Here is a 20,690-nt window from a genome sequence, read left to right on the forward strand (position 1 = left end):
CCAACGTTAAGCTGTTGAGTCGTTTTAAGTGTAATTCGGGGCAGAATTGGTAAAGAGAGTCGTGTAAAATATCGAGTTCGCACATCTTGTTGTCTGATTATTGATTTTTCGCGAAACCATTTGATCATATGACAAGATGTGTATCCACCTTAACTTAATGATTTTTACCAAAATCATTAGGGGATTCATCAGTGCTAAGCACCGACGATATCTAACTAAATAATTAACGTAAAATGAGATAAAGACGACTATCGCCTCTAACAATGTTTAAAGCAATGGCAGAAGGATTGCTATCAATAATTGTACGTAAATCAGAAATACTATTCACTCTCGCTTTATTTACACCAGTGATTAAATCACCTTCTTGTAAACTTAATCGAGATGCTGGTGAATTCTTAGCAATACTTTCAATCAGCACACCTTTTTGGCCTTTTACCTCACCATTAGCTAAAGTTGCACCATCTAGAGCTGGATGAAGAGATTTTGCTTGAGTAGTTGATTCATCACTGTTTTTTAATTTCACCTCAACAGAAATTTCTTTTCCATCTCGAATAATACCTAACTTAACAGTACGACCAGCGCCCGTTGTGGCAATTTTAGCGCGTAACTCAGCAAAGCTCTCAACGGGTTTACCATCCATTGAGATGATTATATCACCTGATTTTATACCAGCTTCTTGGGCTGCTGAATCAGCAATAACTTCACTAACAAAAGCACCTTTCTGTACTTCAAGATCAAAGGCTTTAGCGATATCGGAAGTTAATTCGTTACCTTTGATACCTAAAACCCCTCGTTTGACTTCACCATATTCAATAAGTTGAGAAGTTAAACTTTTAACCATATTGCTCGGTATCGCAAAACCAATACCTACATTACCACCACTTGGCGCAATAATAGCAGTATTAATGCCAACTAGTTCACCATTCAAATTAACTAGAGCGCCACCAGAATTACCTTGGTTAATGGAAGCATCAGTTTGGATAAAGTTCTCAAATCCATTCATGTTTAGCCCACTACGAGCTAGTGCTGAAATAATACCTGATGTTACTGTTTGACCAATTCCAAATGGATTACCAATCGCAACAACATAATCACCTACTCTAGTTTTATCTGAATCAGCAATTTTAATTGCAGTTAATCTGCTAGCATCATCAACTTTTAACAATGCAATATCACTTTGTGGATCCCTACCGATTAATTTAGCTTGATATTCATGACCGTCATTTAACGAAACAGTAATTTTATCTGCATTATCAATAACATGATTATTAGTAACAATATACCCTTTTTCGGCATCAATAATTACACCAGAGCCTAATCCCGAAAATGATCTAGACTGACTATCAGGATAACCAAAAAAGCGTCTAAACTCTTCTGGCATATTACTTTGCATTTTTGCTGTGCCTTCAACTTTTATACTTACAACCGAAGGTAATACTGTTTCTAACATTGGTGCCAATGTAGGCTGTTGCGGTTGTGAATTATTATCTGTAGGAATAAATGGAAAAGCAGCATAAGCATTCGGTAATGTAGCTAAACTTAAACCTAAACTTAAGGCAATAATACTTAATAAATTTTTTGGTTTACATAAAGAATGACTCATTATAAAACTCTCTTATTTAACGGATTTAATATTTACAATATAAATCTGATTAATATTATCTTATCAAAAAGTATTTAAAATTAATCATGGTTTAATATCTTCACTTTTGAATAATCCAGATGGGTTATCTGAATAATCTTTGGGCTGTTTTTCAAGCGTTAATTCTTGTTTAACGCTGATGTCATTATTTGACTCTAAATCAATAATAGGCATATTCTCGTTATTTACAAATTGACCTGAACTTTCAGCAATGTGTTGATATAATCGACGAAATTCTTTAGCCATATTATCTAAAATCTCAGCACTATGTGAAAAATGCTTAACCATCATTTGTTTCTGTGAAGCTAACTCTTCTTGAGCTTGCTCTAATTCGCGTTGAGCTTTGATATATTTACGCCCTTTTGGCGAAATAAAATTCATGAAAATCATGCCTAAAATAAATCCAATTACTAGGCCAATGATGATATAAGTCATCATGTTATTATCCATATTTCACTCCTTATAGCTTTTAATTATATAACTTAAACATATTATTTGGTTTATTTTGCATGGTTCGCAAGTTTAATCAATTGTTTTTTCAATTTATCTGGTGCTTGTTCTGCAACTGCATTTAAATATATTGCTGTTTGCTTACTAATCACATTACTAATTTTAACATTCTTGGCTGACAAAATTACTGATTGCGAATAATTAGTTGCTATAGTCGGATTAATTTTATATTGGATAGAAGATAAAGATGGTAAAATTTTTTGGCGTATCCCAGATAATAAGTTACCTTGTTCGTACTTCAGTCTTGTTAACCAACTGGCCGAACTGACTTCAAGAATAAGCACACCTTGACGATAATTAGCAACCCGATATTGCTGATTTAATGGCGTTGGAAGTAATTCATCAATAACTTTGGTCAATTGACTTAAAGCGACAGCTCTTTCCTTTAATTTTGATAATAATGCCCCTTGTGACAACAAAGAGGTCAACACTTTTGGTTCATTATCACGCATAATTCAGGCTATCCTTACTTCTTGCTAAAATTAATAGCAACTAACTCAACCATAAACATTTTTATGCCAAATAATTTACCTTATCTAATTAAAAATGTCCTGTAAAAAAATAATATTTACAGTTTTTTTGTATTATCACAAAACATTAGAAAGACTAAACCAAATAATTGAACTCGCTCGAATAATAAATAGGTAGAATCAAAAATTTTGATTCTACCTATTCTAGTTTACTGATTATTGATTAATTATCTAATTAATAATTAATTATAAACTTTATTTTCTCGAATAAATATCCAAAGCACAATTGCTCCAATTACATCAAAGAAAGCTAACGCAATAAAGAATGGACCAAAACCAATTATGCCTACAAATGCACCGATGAAAAGGTTAAATATTAACTGTCCTGTCCAAGCACAAGCGCCAGCCATTCCAACTGCTGTAGCAACTTGATTTTTCTTAAATAAATCGCCACCTAAAGTTGATGCAACAGTAGATAATAATTGATGAGAGAAACCACCAAGACTAATTAAGAATACAGCTAAGTATGGATTTTCAACAATACTAACAAAACCGATTGTCATCATTAATACTGCACCGATCGTAAAGGTAATCAATCTCGAATTGATTAATGATATTCCACGATCATTAAAAAACTTCGCAACAAAACCACTAGCTAAACAGCCGAGATCAGCCATTAAAAATGGTAACCAAACAAACATGGCAATTTCTTTTAAACTAAAATGCAATGTTTCAACAAAGAAGATTGGTACCCAAAAATTGATTGTTCCCCACGCTGGATCAGCAAGAAAACGAGCAATACCAATACCCCAGAAATTACGCTGAGTAAGGATTGTTTTAAGGGATGCTTTTTCTTGTTTGTTATCACTATCTAAATATTTCTCTTGTCCAGCTTCAATATACTCTCTTTCTTCTGCAGATAGTCTTTTTGAATCTTTAGGATCACGATAGAAAATAAACCATGCAAGAGCAGCAATTAATGCTAATGATCCTGAAACAACAAAAGCAAATCCCCAACCTTGGAATAAAATACACCAAGCAATCAGAGGTGGAGCAAGCATCGCACCAAATGAGGTCCCCATATTAAACACACCTGACGCGATTCCTCTTTCTTTTGCTGGAAACCATATAGATGCGGTTTTTATTCCTGCAGGAATAGCTGATGCTTCACTAAAGCCCATTACTCCACGCATGAAAGCTAAACCTTGCCATGTACCAGTTAATGCATGGCCCATAGTTGCTAGTCCCCAAATTACTGCGCAGATAGCAAATCCAAGTCTTAGACCAATTGTATCAATAAAAAAGCCCATAATAGGTTGACCAATAGTATAGGCCAACTGGAATGCACTCACTATCCAAGAATATTGCTCTTTAGTAATACCAGTGGTTTCTAAAATTGTCGGTGCAGCAACACCTAATGCAGTTCGATCTAGATAATTGATAATAGTAATAGCACAAACAAGTAAAATCATGCACCATCTAAATTTTGGTATTTTTCTCATTTTATTTCCTTCATCCTATTTAATGTTAATTTGAATTATTGCTATTTAGAAAAATAATGACTTGTATTGTTAAAACATATATTTCTAATCATATTGCTAAGTAAATCAAAATCAGCAGGAATTTGGCTATTTTGCATCCAATGTCACACCATTTTGCAAAGGATTGCCTAAAAAACTCATGTCAGGTAAAGGATAAGAAACTACGAGATTCAGTTAACATACCGATAATTTAACTTAATCCCCAATTTTTTTGAAAAAGATATGCTTCAATATCAATTTAGGTCAATCTCTCAACCCAATTCATATTAGGTTGAGAGATTAATAAATTATTTGATAGACTTTAAAGAAACTTTATTTATTGAATGACCATTAATGAATAATGAACGTAATTCACCTTTTGGTAACGAAATATTAATTTCATCCCAAGCAGGTTGATATTCACCTCTTGCTTGTATATGAAGATCAATACGTTGATTATCCGAGGTTAAATCCCAATCAATCCATAAGCCTTTCCCTTTTTGGTAATCGTAACTTTCACCATCATCTTCAAAGAAACTGCCTTTTGTTGAATAAACACCTTTAGCAGGAAAAACTTTAAATTCTCGGTAATCATCTAATTGATGATTAACATAAGCCATGCGTTTAGACATAGGAATAATAGCACCGGCTCTAACTAGTAAAGGAAATGATTCAAGTGGAGCTGGTAAAGTTATCGATTGTTTACCACTAAACCATTGCTGTGAATGATAACAATACCAACCAGTTCTATTGTTTGGTAAATAAACTTCACGCTCTCGTTGACCTGGTTCAACAATGCTCGCAACTAACAGATCTTTACCAATCATAAAATCGTCAGTTTCTATAAAAGTATTTGCATCGTGTTCATGATCCAAAAAAGTTGGTCTTAGCATTGGTTCATCATCATGATGTGCTTGCCATAATAAATTATAGAAATAAGGAAGTAACTGATAACGAAAGCAAATAGTATCGCGAATTATTGGTGTAACTTCTGGATACATCCAAGGTTCATTAACAGTATGATCATCATTCCATGAGTGAATAGTAAAACGAGGATGCATAATACCATTTTGCACCCAACGCACGAAAAGTTCTGGTTCTGGTTTATCACCAGAAAAACCACCTACATCATGACCAACATTGTACAATCCGGATAGACTCATTCCTAATCCCATACGAATATTATATCGCAGAGTTTGCCAACTTGTTCGATTGTCTCCTGACCATGTTTGCACATAACGTTGAATTCCTGCGCAACCTGAACGTGAAATTAAATAAGGGCGAATATTTGGATTATAACTTTGTTGCGCTTCCATTGATGCTCTACACATTAGTAATGGCATTACTGGTCGGATATGTTTAATAGCTATTTCCTTACCAAAACCATAACAACGGGCTTCTCCATCCCAAACTTCAAATTCATTATTATCATTCCATGTAGAATCAATACCCATTTCAAGAAGCTGTTTAGTTACATTATTTTTCCACCAATTGAATGTTGCTGGATTAGTAAGATCTAAATGAGAACCCTCGTCATCCCAAAACATTGAACGTTCTGGATTATCACTTTCTGAATCTTTGATAAAAAGACCTTTTTCTGCTACTTCCTGATATTTAGGATGATTTTGTAACAAACATGGTTTTATATTAGCAGCAATTCTTAAACCGGCTTCATGGTAAGATTTTGTGAAAGCTTTTGGTTCTGGGAATTTATCATAATTCCAATTAAAGACATACCTTTTACCATTAATCGAGGTATACCCTGATGACAATTGAAATGAATCACATGGAATACCGTGCTTTTGACACAAATCAATAAAATTTTGCATCTGTTCTTGGGCATTGGGCGCATCGGTATAAAACATTGTTGAACCGCTATAACCTAAACTCCACTTAGGTCCAAAAAAAGTTTTACCGGTTAATTTAATAAAAGACTTGGTGACATCAATAATTTTCGGACCTAAGAAGAAATAGAAATCAATGTCCCCGGCTTCTGCTTGGTAACGACGATATGCTAGATGATAATTATCATGTTCTGTGCCCAAATCTAACCAGCAACTGGTTAAATTATCATAAAATAGTCCGAAACTAACATCATTTCGATGGGTAATAGTAAACGGTATATGTTTATAAAGCGGATCAGTCTCCTTAGCATTATAGCCCATTGAATCAAGATTACGCATTTCAAAACGGCGACCAGCACGATTAAGATCACCAGCTTTCTCGCCCAAACCATAATAGTGTTCATCTTTATATCTTCGTTGATAATGAGCAATACCATCACCATGAGGATTAATTAAATAAGCACTAGTACTTCTATCCTCAACGAGCAATTGCCATTCACCAAATTCATTCTTAAATTCCCATTTTAATGATAATGGTTGATCAATAATTACTCTCAATTGTTTTGTACTAATAATAAGTTTATTGCCTTGTTGTAAAAACTCATATTTTGGTAAAGAAAAACCTTCAGTGCTTAATCGATCTCGACCTTCTAATGGCGTATCTTGATTGGGAGCAATACTCCATGTTCTATCAAGTGATAAACTATTATTTCGTTTAATTAAAACACGAAACATCTTTTCTTCAAGCACATAAAGGCAAAAGTTAAATCGATTATCTACTAATAATTCAATGCAATTGTTTTGGTCATTCTTAAAAATCCATGTCTTTAATGTTTTCATATAACTATCCTAAAAAATTAATAACTATTTTCCAATACGAGTCATCTGATTCTAATATTTCCATTTTTTAGACAAAAATAAACTTAATTAATGAGAACCAAAGTAACGATTTGCATTGTTAAAACAAATATTTCTAATCATATTGCCAACTAAATCAAAATCAGCAGGAATTTCGCCATTTTCCATCCAATGTCCCACCATATTGCAAAGAATTCGCCTAAAATATTCATGTCTGGTAAAGGATAAGAAACTACGAGAATCAGTTAACATACCAACAAATTGACTTAATAATCCCATTTGAGAAAGTTGCATAATTTGGCGTTCCATGCCATCTTTCTGGTCATTGAACCACCAACCAGATCCAAATTGAATTTTTCCTGCAATGCCTGAACCTTGAAAGTTACCAGCCATAGTAGCTAACACTTCATTGTCACGAGGGTTTAGGCAATATAAAATAGTTTTCGGTAATTCGTCAGTTAAGTCTAAAATACCTAATAATGAAGAGAGTGGTTCGGCAATTGGTCTATCGCCAATCGAATCAAATCCAGCATCAGGGCCAAGTAATTTAAACATTCTTTGATTATTATTACGTAGCGCACCTAAGTGTAATTGCATTACCCAATTGCGTTTATGATATTGCTTACCTAACCAAACCAATACCGCGGTACTAAATTGAGCAATTTCTAATTCAGAAAGGGATTTATTAGCAAGGCGTTTTGTTATTATTTGATCAAGCTGTTTTCCGGTAGGAATGTCGGCATAACGTAAAATTTCTATACCGTGATCTGATGCTTCACAGCCATGCTGTTCAAAATGATCTAGGCGTTTGGTTAATGCACAAAGTAGTTTGTCAAAATTATCAATTTCAATATCCGTAACTTTGCCTAATTCAGTAATGTACTCAACAAAACCAGCCAATTCTATTTTGAAGACTTTATCTGGCCTCCAGCTAGGCCTTACTTTAGTCTGAAATGAGGTATCTAATGCAATTTGTTTATGATATTCAAGTGAATCGATGGGATCATCAGTTGTGCCAACAGCTTTAACATTCATTTGAGTTAAAATACCGCGAGTAGAAAACTCAGCTGTTGCTAATTTAGCATTAGCTTCAGCCCATATTTGATCAGCTGTTTTTTCATTAAGAATAATATTTTTTATACCAAATGGTCTTTTTAACTCTAAATGGGTCCAATGATAAATAGGGTTTCCTAGTGTTAAAGGAACAACTTTTGCCCATGTAAGATATTTTTCATAATCAGATGCGGTACCAGTTATAAATTTTTCATCGACACCAGCAGTTCGCAATACTCGCCATTTATAATGGTCACCAGCTAACCAAATTTCAGTTAAATTACCGAAATTTTTATTCTCAGCGATATCTTTTGGTGGTAAATGACAATGATAATCATATATAGGTTGATCTTTAGCATAATCAAAATAAAGCTTTTGTGCTGCATCAGTTTGTAACAAAAAGTTATCATCTAAAAATTTTTTCATACTCTAAAGTCCAATTTAAAAAAATAAATCCTGAATAGTTTGTTTTGCACCTTTCTCCATTAAGCAAAGATAATGTTGAGTTACTTTATCTTTAAATAATGAATTATTTGGTAGATCAGTTCCAAAAACAGCGTTTAAAGTTAATAAAGCATTGACTCGCTCAATACCATCATCACTCGCGGTTACTAGTTTTTTTAACTCATCCACCATTGGGTCACGAACATCAATTATTTGTTTATGATCATCAATACCACCAACATAACGCATCCAGCCAGCCACACCTAAAGCAAGTAAAGAAAAATCAGAATTATGAGTGATATGCCAACGGATTGAATCAAGCAAACGTTGTGGTAGTTTTTGCGTTCCATCCATGGCTATTTGCCATGTTCGATGTTTTAGTGATGGATTACTAAATCTTTCAATCAATTTTTCAGCATATTGCTGTAAATTAACCTGTGGTGGAACATTTAAAGTTGGAGCTTGTTGTTGTAGCATTAATGATAAAGTTGCCTGTTTATAAGCCTCATCATTCATACAATCATTAATATGCTCATAACCAGCTAAATAGCCTAAATACGCTAAAAATGAATGGCTACCATTTAACATTCGAAGTTTCATCTCTTCATATGGGACAACATTATCAACAAATTCAGCACCAACTTCATTCCAATTAGGTCGAGCAGTAACAAAATTATCTTCAATAACCCATTGAATAAATGGTTCACAAGCTATACCACAAGGATCAAACATACCACCTAGTACATCTTGAATTTCTGTTAATGTTTCGGCTGTGGCAGCGGGTACAATACGATCGACCATGGTACAAGGGAAAGTGGTGTTAGTTTCAATCCATTTAGCTAACTCTGGATCACGTGCATTTGCTAAATCTAAAATCGCTTTTTTTAATACCAAACCATTTTCAGGCATATTATCACATGATAAAGCAGTAAATGATTTTAAACCTCGTTGCATACGTCTATATAAGGCCTCAACAATCACGCCAGGAGCTGACATAGGTTTAGTTGGCGAACTCAGATCAGATTTAATTAATTGATTATTTAAATCCAAGCCAGCACCACCTGGTAACATACAATAACCTTTTTCGGTTACCGTCAATGAAACAATCTCGACTACCGGATCAGCCATTTTTGCTAAAATAGCTTCAATACCATCTATTGGCGCTAATAATGATTCTTTCACACTGCCAATAATATAGGCTTGTTTAGACGTTGCACCTTTTTCTAAAACCGTATAGAGATGATCTTGTTTTCGAATATCATTAATAAGCTCTTCACCGCCAACAATATTTACCTCACAAATGGCCCAATCACTGTTACCTTTATTTAACAGACGATCAGTAAATAATGCCTGATGAGCTCGATGAAAAGCCCCAAAACCTATATGTATAATCCGCGCGACCATTTTTTCTCGATCATATAAAGGCTTGTGTTCGATTGATTGGGGAGTATTTGATAAATTTAACATGTAACACACCATTATTAACTAGTTGACAGTATTTATTGGTTAGACATGTTTTCATTTGTTGATAAAATTTTCACCTTTATTTTTTTATTTTTGTGATATATATCACATTTTTTGGTTTATATTATGAGGATTATTGCAAAAAACACTATAATACCGAACAATATTGGTAAACCAATATAAAACTAAAACGACTTTCTGTTATTATAGGCTTAGAGGAGTTGTAATAATTAGCGTATAATTATTTACATTAAACTTAAAAGTATTCTAAGGACTATAGATTATGCCAAGGGTCAATCGACTTTATCAAGAAATTGGTAATGAATTGAAATCATTATTAAAAAGTGGAACCTTCAAAATTGGTGATCGGCTTCCACCAGAAAGAGACATTGCTGAAACTTTTAATGTCAGTAGGACAGTAGTTCGTGAAGCATTGATTATGTTAGAGCTTGAAAATTTAGTTGCAGTAAAAAAAGGCTCCGGCGTTTATGTAATTGGTTTACCTGATGAAGTCTTATCTGAAAAAGATAGGAAAATTGAAGAAGAAGATTTAGGTCCATTTGAATTATTACAAGCTAGACAATTAATTGAAAGCAATATTGCCGCTTTTGCAGCCTCACAAATTGTCAAAGCAGATATTGTTGAATTAAGAACAATATTGGAACAAGAACGGCAAATATTAGAACAAGAAGTTCTTGATGACTATAGTGCTGATGAAATGTTTCACATTGCTATAGCACGAGCTACCAAAAATTCAGTACTTGAACGTTTATTGGCAGATCTATGGGCTAAACGATCTACAAGTAAAATGTGGGACCAGCTACAAAGTAGAATCACCGATCATAGTTACCGTAAAAAGTGGCTATATGATCACGAAAGAATTCTACAAGCATTACAGTTAAAAGATGCTATGGCTGCACGCCATGCTATGTGGCAACACTTAGAAAATGTTAAACAAACATTAATGACTGTTTCTGACAGTGAAGATCCAAATTTTGATGGTTATTTATTTGACTCTATTCCGGTCACTATTGTTAACCAATAGCTGAAAATATGCATTGTTAATGGATCTTCCTTTAGGAATGACTTATTAAATAAAGAATCATTGAGGAGATTTTAGATGGAACAAACAATGCGTTGGTTTGGCCCTAGTGACCCAGTATCATTGGATGATATTAGACAATCCGGAGCAACCGGAATTGTTACAGCATTGCACCATATACCTAATGGTGAAGTATGGACTATTGATGAAATTCAAAAACGAAAAAAAATAATCGAAGATAAAGGCCTCACTTGGTCTGTTGTCGAAAGTATTCCTGTTCATGAAGAGATAAAAACCCATTCAGGTAAAGTCGAACAACATATTGCTAATTATCAACAATCTATTCGTAATTTAGCCGCTTGTGGTATTGATACTGTTTGTTACAATTTTATGCCGGTATTAGACTGGACCCGCACCGATCTTGGTTATCAATTACCTGATGGTTCAAGAGCACTACGTTTTGATCAAATTGCTTTTGCAGCATTTGATATCCATATTTTACAACGACCTAATGCCGAAAAAGATTATAGTCAAGAAGATATCCTTTCAGCAAAAACTTACTTCGAACAAATGACACAAGCCGATAAAGATAAACTGGTCGCAAACATTATTGCTGGTTTACCTGGCGCTGAAGAAGGTTATTCACTTGATCAGTTTCGAGCACATCTTGCAACTTATGATGGTATTGATAAAGCTAAATTACGCGAAAACTATGCTCATTTTTTAAAAGCTATTGTACCTGTTGCAGAAGAAGTTGGCGTTGTGTTAACTGTTCATCCAGATGATCCTCCTAGACCGATTTTAGGTTTACCTCGCATTGTTTCAACGATTGAAGATATGCAATGGATAAAAGAGACTGTTGATAGTATCCATAATGGTTTTTGCTTTTGTACTGGCTCTTATGGTGTCCGTAGCGATAATGATTTAGTTACTATGGCTGAAAAATTTGCCGATCGAGTTTATTTTATTCATCTACGCGCAACAGTACGTGAAGACAATCCATTATCTTTCCACGAAGGCGATCACCTAGCTGGAGACGTTGATATGTATGGCGTAATAAAAGTACTTATTGCCGAAGAAGAACGTCGCAAAAAGGCTGGCATAAACCGTTTAATACCTGTTCGTCCTGATCATGGTCACCAGATGCTTGATGATCTTAAAAAGAAAACTAATCCAGGTTATTCGGCAATAGGACGCTTAAGAGGTTTAGCTGAAATCCGGGGTGTTGAATACGCAATTAAACGTGCATTTTTCAAATAAAAAACAATTTATCTGTATTGAAAGCCCATGATTATGGGCTTTTATTTTCCATAATTTACATATAAAAATAGCGTAATATACACGCTATTTTCCTTATATAGTTAGGATGTGTGTCTATAAATAATTTGCAAATTACTTGTTATTTTTTTGGCTACGTTGATATAACAAAGAACACATTATGATAGCGCCAATGATATCTAAAAAGCCCATGGTAATAAAGAATGGTTTAAAACCAATAGTTTCAACAAACTGTCCAACAACTATAGTAAATAAGAAACTCGCTATCCACGCAGAACTACCTCTTAATCCATTCACCGTTGAGACTTCTTTACCAGAAAAGTTTTCAATAACTTGAATAGTTAACATCGCCGATAACATTTGATGCCCCCATGCGCCAATTGCAATTAATGCAATAGCCGTATAAGGGCTTTCAGTTAAACTAGCAAAAGCCATTGATAACATGAAGAACGCTGCACCTAAATAAGTTGTACATGCAGCATTTATTCGAGAAAGACCAAAATGTTTATTTAACATTCTAGAAAAATATCCAGATGATAATCCACCAAAATCGGCAGCAAGAAATGGAATCCAGACAAACATTGCCATTTCTTTCAATTGCATGCCTCGTTCGGTTAATAAATAATATGGTACCCAGAAGTTAACTGCTGCCCACGCAGGTTCAGCTAAAAATGCAGGAATAGCAATACCATAAAATTTCTTTTTACTAACCACTTGTTTAAGAGCAACCCAAATGTTTTTATTTTGCTGGCTTTCGCTATCATCCTGTTCAGAAAGAATATATTTCTTTTCAGCTTCAGAAATAAAACGACTTTTGGACGGTTCGCTAAAGAAGAAAAGCCAAATTCCAGCCCATATTATTCCTAAAGAACCAGGAATTAAAAATGCTAGTTGCCATCCGCCAAATTGATGAATTGTATAAATCAAAGGAGGAGCAATCATTGCACCTAAAGAAAAACCGACCATACTCCAGCCATTAGCTATAGCTCGCTCTTTTTTCGGAAACCATAAACTAATTACTTTTGCATTAGCAGGAGCAACGACTGATTCAGCACCACCCATAACAAAACGTAAAATAGCCAAATGGATCCATGCGCCAGCACCAGCATGTAGTACACACATAACAGACCATATTACAACCATAATTGCAAATCCAATACGTAGGCCTATTACATCAACAAACCATCCAACAATAGGTTGAAATATGGTATAAGCTAATTGGAAAGCCCCTGTAATATAAGAGTATTCTTTAGGTGTAATATTTAGATCTCGAATAATTTCCTGAGCCATAATGCCTAAAGCATTTCTATCAACATAATTGAGGATAACACCCGTCGCAAATAAAATAATCATAAGCCAACGGACATATCCTCCTGACTTCAATATGGCACTCATAATAACCTCTAGTTTTAATGTAAATTTCTAAAATATAATTAGTGTCACCAAAATTGGTGAACCAAATATTACCGTTATTTTTCGTTGTAGTATTCCAAAATTAGTCAAAATCGTGATTTGGATCACATAACGACAAAATTGGTACAACATCTTGGTGTGTTTTTATGACATGAATCAAGACTAAAGACTATTAATTTATGCACGACCATTGAGTAAAAAAACAATTAATCGAAAATGGTAGGTAAGATAGTTATGGTTACAATGAAGCAGAAAATACTAATATTACAAAAAATGCTATTAAATGATTGTGGTTTTGACATAATTTATACTTAACCGCTATACTTAAGGGGATATTTTCTACATCTATATCGTTAAGCAGTTTTTTAATAAGCAGTTTAAACATAAGGGGTGTAATATGGGTATCTTAAATAATATTTTTTCAAAAATATTTCCAAGCGCACAAGCCGCTGTAGGTCATGCTAAAGATGCAGTAAAAGAGCAAGTTGATAAAATCACTGACACAGTAAAAGACAAAACTTCAGATAATACTTTAAGTAATAACACAAATAATAGTAATTCCGTTCAAAATCAACAAAATACATCGGACAACAAAGCGCCGATATCTGAGATCGATGTCATGTCAATTTTGGATAATTTAGCTAAAAAATTCCCAGAAAAACTTAATTGGAAAACATCTATTGTTGATTTATTGAAACTATTAGGTATCGATAGTAGTTTAGACGCACGTAAAAAACTCGCAACAGAACTTAATTATACCGGCAGTACTGACGATACCGCATCTATGAATACATGGTTAATAAAAGAAGTACTGAAGAAAATAGCTGAAAAAGGTGGTAATGTTTCTCATTTGTTTTCTTAATCAGAATTAATACGTGATTTGTTATCCACCTGTTTATCAGGTGGATTTTTTTATAGTCAATTAATTAAAACACGCTATTGATAACAACTTTAAGCTTTAAATGCATGCAGACGATTCATCGCACTTTCTATTCCATCAGTTAATAAAATATTAGTACAATAGACTGATTCATCAATAGCTTTATCAATTAATTCTTGTTCTGGTTTAGAGGGTTTATTTAAGACATAACCAACTACTTTATTTTTATCGCCTGGATGGCCAATTCCAATTCTTAATCTATAGAAATTCAGATTATTGCCAAGTTTACTGGCAATGTCTTTTAAGCCATTATGGCCACCATGACTACCGCCAAATTTTAATTTGGCAATCCCTGGATTAAGATCTAACTCATCATGAGCTACTAATATCTCATCAGGCTTAATTTGATAAAAAGAAGCCATTGCTTGCACTGCTTTACCACTTAAATTCATAAAGGTAGTTGGTACTAACAAACGAACATCATGCCCATTGATGTTAATTCGAGAACTATATCCAAAAAATTTAGGATCATTTTTTAATGGTTGATGATAACGTTCAGCAAGTAAATCAACATACCAAGCTCCCGCATTATGGCGAGTTGCGGCATATTCATTACCTGGATTGGCTAACCCTACAATTAGTTTGATTGTTGACATAATAGTTTAATCGTTAATTATCCTGTTATTACAAAAAAGCCCCTAATAGGGGCATTTATCTAATTCAGAAGAAAAGATTATTGATGGAACATTGCTGAAATCGATTCTTCGTTACTAATACGTCGAATTGCTTCAGCAAGCATACCTGATAATGTAAGTTGACGCACATTTTTCAATGCTTTAACTTCCGCTGTTAATGGAATTGTGTCACAAACTACAATTTCATCAATAGCAGAGTCTTTAATGTTACTTACAGCTTTTCCTGAGAAAATTGGGTGAGTTGCATAAGCAAAGACACGTTTTGCGCCACGAGCTTTTAATGCATCAGCCGCTTTACAAAGTGTTCCTGCCGTATCGATCATGTCATCAACTAAAATACAATCTCTATCAGCAACATCACCGATAATATTCATCACTTCTGCTTCGTTAGCTCGTTGACGACGTTTATCGATAATAGCCATATCAGTGTCATTTAAAAGTTTAGCAATAGCACGAGCACGAACCACACCACCAATATCTGGAGATACCACGATTGGGCGTTCAAAATCACGTTGCAACATATCTTCTAAAATAACAGGGCTACCAAACACATTATCAACGGGTACATCAAAGAAACCTTGAATCTGTTCAGCATGAAGATCAACGGTTAAAACCCTATCAACACCTACAGTCGATAAAAAGTCAGCAACAACTTTGGCTGTAATAGGCACACGGGCTGAACGTACGCGACGATCTTGTCTTGCATAACCAAAATAAGGAATAACAGCAGTAATACGACCAGCAGATGCTCGACGCATCGCATCAATCATCACTAATAATTCCATTAAATTGTCATTGGTAGGCGCACAAGTTGATTGGATAATAAAAACATCTTCACCACGGACATTTTCATTAATTTGGACATTTACTTCACCGTCACTAAAACGGCTAACAATAATATCACCAAGAGAAGTATAAAGACGATTAGCTATACGTTTTGCTAGTTCGGGTGTGGCGTTACCAGCAAAAAGCTTCATATCAGGCACGAGAAATCCTCAAGCATGTAATCATGATTACATAAAACGTAATCGGTTAAATCGGGATCACAATTATATAATCATTTACAGATTATGCTCAACCACATTATAAAAATTTATTAAAAATATTTTACATTCATCACATTAATATATAAAAAACTAAGTTAATAAGATGTTTTTTTGAAGTGAATAAAAAATCAGGTAAACTACTATATAGCTAAGATGCTCAATTATCCTAATAACCTATTTAACCTAACAGCAGATACGCAATGAGTGAACAATTAGACACAAATAACCAAGTAATAGAATCTAAACGAACAATACGAAGTTTTGTATTAAGACAAGGCCGTTTAACTAAAGGACAACAACAGGCTTTAACGCATTTATGGCCTATCTATGGTGTTGAGTACAATGCTATCTCACCAATTGTTTTTGAAGATAATAAACCAGTGGTGTTTGAAATCGGTTTTGGTATGGGCGCTTCATTAATTGAAATGGCAAAAAATGCCCCATCCAAGAACTTTTTAGGTATTGAAGTCCATAAACCGGGCGTTGGAGCTTGTTTAATGGCAATTGAGGAAAATCAATTATCTAATTTAAAAGTTATGTGCCATGATGCCGTTGAAGTGTTAGAAAACATGATACCTGATAACTCATTAGATAAGGTGCAAATTTTCTTCCCCGATCCATGGCATAAAGCAAGACACAATAAACGTCGAATCATTCAACCTAATTTTGTTGCTTTAATTCATAGAAAATTAAAGACTGATGGTATTTTACATTTAGCTACCGATTGGCAACACTATGCAGAGCATATGCTTGAAGTATTAAATCAAGCGGAGGGATTTAAAAATTTATCTGCCACTAATGACTATATTCCAAGACCTGAAGATCGCCCTATTACCAAATTCGAAAAACGCGGTCAAAATCTGGGGCATGGTGTTTGGGATTTGCAATTTATAAAAAAACAGTGATATTAAGGAGCCGTTATGCCAAATAAGACAATTGATTTAATTTGCCAGCGTCGTTCAATTCGATCTTATAAATCAACACCATTAACAAGTGAACAGATTAATGAAATTATTCAAGCAGCACAATCGGCTCCAAGTTCAAACTTTTTACAATGCGCAACCATCATTAGAATCACTGATAGTGAGAAAAGATCAGAATTAGCTCATTATTCAGGCGATCAGAGTTATATCGTTCAAGCGCCAGAGTTTTGGGTATTTTGTGCCGATTTTAACCGCCACTTTCAAATTGATGCTACTATTCCACTTGAAAAAGCCGAGCAACTTTTAGTGGGTTGTATTGATACCACACTTATGGCTCAAAACGCGGTTATTGCAGCACAGTCATTAGGTTTAGGTACGGTGTACATTGGCGGTTTACGCAATAATATTGCTAAAGTGACCGAGTTACTTGCGCTACCTAAATATGTTCTTCCTTTATTTGGACTTTGTATCGGTTATCCTGACCAAAATCCTGATATTAAACCACGATTACCAAAACAATTGGTTTTCTTTGAAAATCATTATCAACCAATTAATCATCAATTATTAGCACAATATGATAGCCAAATGCGTGACTATTATGGTCACAGAGAAATTAATCAAAAAACAAATGGTTGGAGTGATAAAATTGCAGAAACAATTAGCAAAGGGCAACGAGATTTCGTTTTAAATTATTTGCATAAACAAGGATGGATAACTAAATGAAAAAAGATCAATACCAATTAGATAAAGTTGTAATACTAAGTCGTCATGGAATACGCACTCCATTAGCAAACACCATAGAGTTTTTAGAAAAAGCTAGCCCATTAAAATGGCCAAGTTGGGATCATGCTTATGGTTATTTAACTACCAGAGGAGGGGTTTTAGAATCTTATTTTGGACATTATCTATCGCAATGGCTTGAACAACAAAACATTCGCCTTACACCGGAAAATCCTGATATATATGTTTATGCTAATAGTCTTCAAAGAACAGTTGCCACCGCGCAATTCTTAGTTACAGGGGCTTTTGCGGGTTATGATATCCCGGTTAACCACAAATATACCATTGAAAAAATGGACCCTATATTTGATCCAAGTGTACAAGATGATTCACCAGAATCTAAACAAGCATTATTAAAAGATATTGATGATGCAGATAAAGCTGAATCAATTTTCAAAAATTTAGCGCCAGCTTATGCGATGCTATCGGATATTTTGGACTATAAAAATTCACAATTATATGCTGAATATCAATGTGATTTTGCTGATATTCCTTATGATCTTCATTTTGTAAAAGATGAAGAGCCAGAATTATTAGGGCCTCTAGCAATTGGTATTTGTGCTGTTGATGCTTTCTTATTACAGTACTATTCAGCTTTTCCTAAAGAACAAATTGCATGGGGAAAAATAACCAGCCACGAACAATGGCAACAACTTATACAAATTCGTAACCACTATATCAATTTAGTTTTTCATTCCAAATCTATAGCTCGAAAAAATAGTGCATTATTAATTAATATGATAGATGATCTGTTACACCAAAAGAATAACAAGATAAATTTACTCGTTGGCCATGATAGTACCATTGCTGCACTACTTGGTGCCTTGGATTTCGCCGAATACCAACTTCCTAATCAATGTGAAAATACACCAATTGGTGGTATGGTTATATTACAACGTTATCGTAATAAAGCATCGGGGGAATACTTGTTTAAAGCTGAATACGTTTATCAAAGCTTTGAACAACTTTACACCGCACAACCACTTGATATCAATCATCCACCACAACATTACCAACTTCAGCTAAAAAATGCCGTAGCAAATAGTGACGGTTTTTATCAGTGGCAAGACTTTGAAACTCGCCTAAAAGAATTCAAAAAATAAATAAATTAGATTGTCTAAAAGTTTAAACTTTTAGACAATCTAAATATATCCTCTATATTAGTCATACATTTTAATTAATTTCATAAAATAAATTTGGATATCATTCACTTTTATTTGATTATTTCATCTATTTTATCTATCAACTTGTTATTAAAACTAAGTATCACTCTTAGTATTGCTATTAGTTTTTTCTTCAGTTAGTTTTATGTTAATTGATAGCAAATATGCTTATCACTTGCTAAAGCTATTAGCTTCATCAAAATAACATGCCTACTTTGTCAAGTTCGTCATAGAAGTCATTATAGTAAAAAATACCTATGGTAAAAAAATTATGATTATTTATTATTACGTTTCTGGACATCAAAATACATAATTACTCATTTATCTTTTCTCTTTACACTTATCAATAACTGTATATTTGATAAAATTTTTATTGCAAAACAAATGTCTATGATGTTTAATTCGACTAATTTTAGTATTTTGTTAATATTGGTCTAGAAGGAGCTTAATTAGTACTAAGCTAAATCAACTTTAGTTTTGCATTGAAATCATCCTTAATAATATGGTTAAGGTCATTAGGTGCTTTTTAAACTGAATATAATTAATAAATTCGATAATTAATCTAAATTCAATAAACGTAATTAGCATAAATTAAGGTATCAAGATGAAAATATTAGTCACTGGTGGTTGTGGATATATTGGCAGTCATACTTGCGTTCAATTAATTCTTTCTGGTTATACTCCGATTGTGGTTGATAATTTATTCAATAGTAAAGCTTCGGTTTTAGAAAGAATAAAAACTATCACTGGACAATCAGTTGAGTTCTATCATGGCGATGTTTGTGATGCTAAGTTACTGACAAAAATCTTTAATGAACATGACATTAAAGCCGTTATTCACTTCGCTGGCTTAAAAGCCGTGGGCGAATCAGTATATAAACCTCTTGAATACTATGAAAATAATGTCTATGGCACTATTGTATTAATGAAAGCGATGCGTGAGGCTGGAGTTAAACAATTAGTGTTTAGCTCATCAGCTACCGTTTATGGTGAATTAGCTCCCGTCCCTTATGTCGAAACATTACCACAAGGATTACCGACTAGCCCATATGGTAAAAGTAAGCTGATGGTCGAACAATGTATAATGGATTTAGCGGTTGCTGAACCTGATTGGTCTCTTACCTTATTGCGTTATTTTAATCCTGTTGGTGCTCACCCTAGTGGTTTAATGGGGGAAGATCCACTCGGTATCCCTAATAATTTAATGCCATATATTACCCAAGTTGCGATTGGAAAACGAGACTCTTTATCTGTTTTTGGTGATGATTATCCCACAGCGGATGGAACCTGTGTTCGTGACTTTATTCATGTCGTCGATTTGGCTGATGGTCATATTGCAGCACTCAAAACCGATCAAAATAAAGCTGGAGTACATATCTATAATTTAGGTTCAGGAATTGGTTTTAGTGTCCTACAAGTAATAAAAGCCTTTGAAAAAGCTTCAGGAAAACCACTTAATTGGCATTTTGCACCAAGACGTGCTGGTGATTTAGCTGCGTTTTGGGCAGATACAAAGAAAGCAGAACAACAATTGGGCTGGAAAACTAAATTAAACCTTGATGATATGGTCAAAGATTCATGGAATTGGCAATCTAGCAATCCTCAAGGCTATCCTGATTAATTAATGTTTGGCAAATAATAGGAAAATAACCAATAAGAGACATA

18 protein-coding genes are annotated in these 20,690 nt (G+C 34.0%); 7 read left to right on the plus strand and 11 right to left on the minus strand.

Annotated features, from left to right (window positions below):
* The 8 genes from H3S74_RS12485 to H3S74_RS10115 form a co-directional block, all read right to left on the minus strand.
* Positions 1-85: transposase (locus tag H3S74_RS12485; RefSeq protein ID WP_072075904.1), on the minus strand; the 85-nt coding region annotated here is incomplete at its 3' end.
* Positions 86-223: 138 nt separating this feature from the next.
* The gene (locus tag H3S74_RS10085; protein WP_198201272.1) at positions 224-1,603 is read right to left on the minus strand and encodes a Do family serine endopeptidase; all 1,380 of its coding nucleotides are present in this window, start codon (positions 1,601-1,603) and stop codon (positions 224-226) included.
* Between the two features lie 84 nt (positions 1,604-1,687).
* The gene (locus H3S74_RS10090) at positions 1,688-2,092 is read right to left on the minus strand and encodes a YhcB family protein (RefSeq protein WP_110448447.1); all 405 of its coding nucleotides are present in this window, start codon (positions 2,090-2,092) and stop codon (positions 1,688-1,690) included.
* A gap of 50 nt (positions 2,093-2,142) precedes the next feature.
* Positions 2,143-2,604, minus strand: coding sequence for a DUF721 domain-containing protein (locus H3S74_RS10095; RefSeq protein ID WP_110448448.1), 462 nt, complete (start codon positions 2,602-2,604; stop codon positions 2,143-2,145).
* 260 nt (positions 2,605-2,864) lie between these two features.
* Complete coding sequence (locus H3S74_RS10100) at positions 2,865-4,124, minus strand: MFS transporter (protein ID WP_198247808.1); 1,260 nt, start codon at positions 4,122-4,124, stop codon at positions 2,865-2,867.
* Between the two features lie 326 nt (positions 4,125-4,450).
* A complete protein-coding gene (locus H3S74_RS10105; RefSeq protein WP_198247809.1) occupies positions 4,451-6,826 on the minus strand; it encodes a TIM-barrel domain-containing protein in 2,376 nt (791 codons plus the stop codon).
* An 87-nt stretch (positions 6,827-6,913) separates the two neighbouring features.
* Entirely contained in the window at positions 6,914-8,323 is a 1,410-nt protein-coding gene (uxaC, locus tag H3S74_RS10110) for a glucuronate isomerase (RefSeq protein WP_198247810.1), read from the minus strand.
* A gap of 15 nt (positions 8,324-8,338) precedes the next feature.
* Positions 8,339-9,808 (minus strand): mannitol dehydrogenase family protein, encoded by a 1,470-nt coding sequence (locus H3S74_RS10115; RefSeq protein ID WP_198247811.1) that lies wholly within the window; start codon positions 9,806-9,808, stop codon positions 8,339-8,341.
* Between the two features lie 280 nt (positions 9,809-10,088).
* Between H3S74_RS10115 and H3S74_RS10120 the strand changes: the two genes are divergently transcribed.
* Positions 10,089-10,850, plus strand: a complete 762-nt coding sequence (locus H3S74_RS10120; RefSeq protein ID WP_034902044.1) for a GntR family transcriptional regulator — start codon at positions 10,089-10,091, stop codon at positions 10,848-10,850.
* Between the two features lie 75 nt (positions 10,851-10,925).
* Positions 10,926-12,107 (plus strand): mannonate dehydratase, encoded by a 1,182-nt coding sequence (gene uxuA, locus H3S74_RS10125; protein ID WP_198201288.1) that lies wholly within the window; start codon positions 10,926-10,928, stop codon positions 12,105-12,107.
* Positions 12,108-12,239: 132 nt separating this feature from the next.
* Here uxuA and H3S74_RS10130 read toward each other — a convergent pair whose 3' ends face one another.
* Entirely contained in the window at positions 12,240-13,520 is a 1,281-nt protein-coding gene (locus H3S74_RS10130) for an MFS transporter (RefSeq protein ID WP_086356735.1), read from the minus strand.
* Between the two features lie 415 nt (positions 13,521-13,935).
* Here H3S74_RS10130 and H3S74_RS10135 point away from each other — a divergent pair, with 415 nt between their 5' ends.
* Positions 13,936-14,400 carry a DUF3597 domain-containing protein gene (locus tag H3S74_RS10135; RefSeq protein ID WP_198247812.1) on the plus strand — a complete coding sequence of 155 codons (465 nt, stop codon included), beginning with the start codon at positions 13,936-13,938 and terminating at the stop codon, positions 14,398-14,400.
* 89 nt (positions 14,401-14,489) lie between these two features.
* On the opposite strand, the gene pth is transcribed toward H3S74_RS10135, so the two are convergent.
* Both pth and H3S74_RS10145 read right to left on the minus strand, forming a co-directional pair.
* Positions 14,490-15,074: an aminoacyl-tRNA hydrolase gene (pth, locus tag H3S74_RS10140; RefSeq protein WP_198247813.1), complete on the minus strand. Its 585-nt coding sequence runs from the start codon at positions 15,072-15,074 to the stop codon at positions 14,490-14,492.
* Between the two features lie 77 nt (positions 15,075-15,151).
* Positions 15,152-16,099: a ribose-phosphate pyrophosphokinase gene (locus tag H3S74_RS10145; RefSeq protein ID WP_086319756.1), complete on the minus strand. Its 948-nt coding sequence runs from the start codon at positions 16,097-16,099 to the stop codon at positions 15,152-15,154.
* Positions 16,100-16,359: 260 nt separating this feature from the next.
* On the opposite strand from H3S74_RS10145, the gene trmB reads away from it, so the two are divergent.
* From trmB to galE, 4 genes are all read left to right on the plus strand, one after another.
* Complete coding sequence (trmB, locus tag H3S74_RS10150) at positions 16,360-17,064, plus strand: tRNA (guanosine(46)-N7)-methyltransferase TrmB (protein WP_110448455.1); 705 nt, start codon at positions 16,360-16,362, stop codon at positions 17,062-17,064.
* Between the two features lie 15 nt (positions 17,065-17,079).
* Positions 17,080-17,805: an oxygen-insensitive NADPH nitroreductase gene (nfsA, locus tag H3S74_RS10155; RefSeq protein WP_034902029.1), complete on the plus strand. Its 726-nt coding sequence runs from the start codon at positions 17,080-17,082 to the stop codon at positions 17,803-17,805.
* Positions 17,802-18,965 carry a bifunctional glucose-1-phosphatase/inositol phosphatase gene (agp, locus tag H3S74_RS10160; RefSeq protein ID WP_198247814.1) on the plus strand — a complete coding sequence of 388 codons (1,164 nt, stop codon included), beginning with the start codon at positions 17,802-17,804 and terminating at the stop codon, positions 18,963-18,965. Before nfsA ends, agp begins: the two co-directional genes overlap by 4 nt.
* A gap of 664 nt (positions 18,966-19,629) precedes the next feature.
* The gene (galE, locus tag H3S74_RS10165; protein ID WP_198247815.1) at positions 19,630-20,646 is read left to right on the plus strand and encodes a UDP-glucose 4-epimerase GalE; all 1,017 of its coding nucleotides are present in this window, start codon (positions 19,630-19,632) and stop codon (positions 20,644-20,646) included.
* Positions 20,647-20,690 lie beyond the last annotated feature (44 nt).

Origin of the sequence: Gilliamella sp. W8126, from assembly GCF_016102185.1 — a bacterium.
In the GTDB taxonomy this organism is placed as follows: domain Bacteria; phylum Pseudomonadota; class Gammaproteobacteria; order Enterobacterales; family Orbaceae; genus Gilliamella; species Gilliamella apis_A.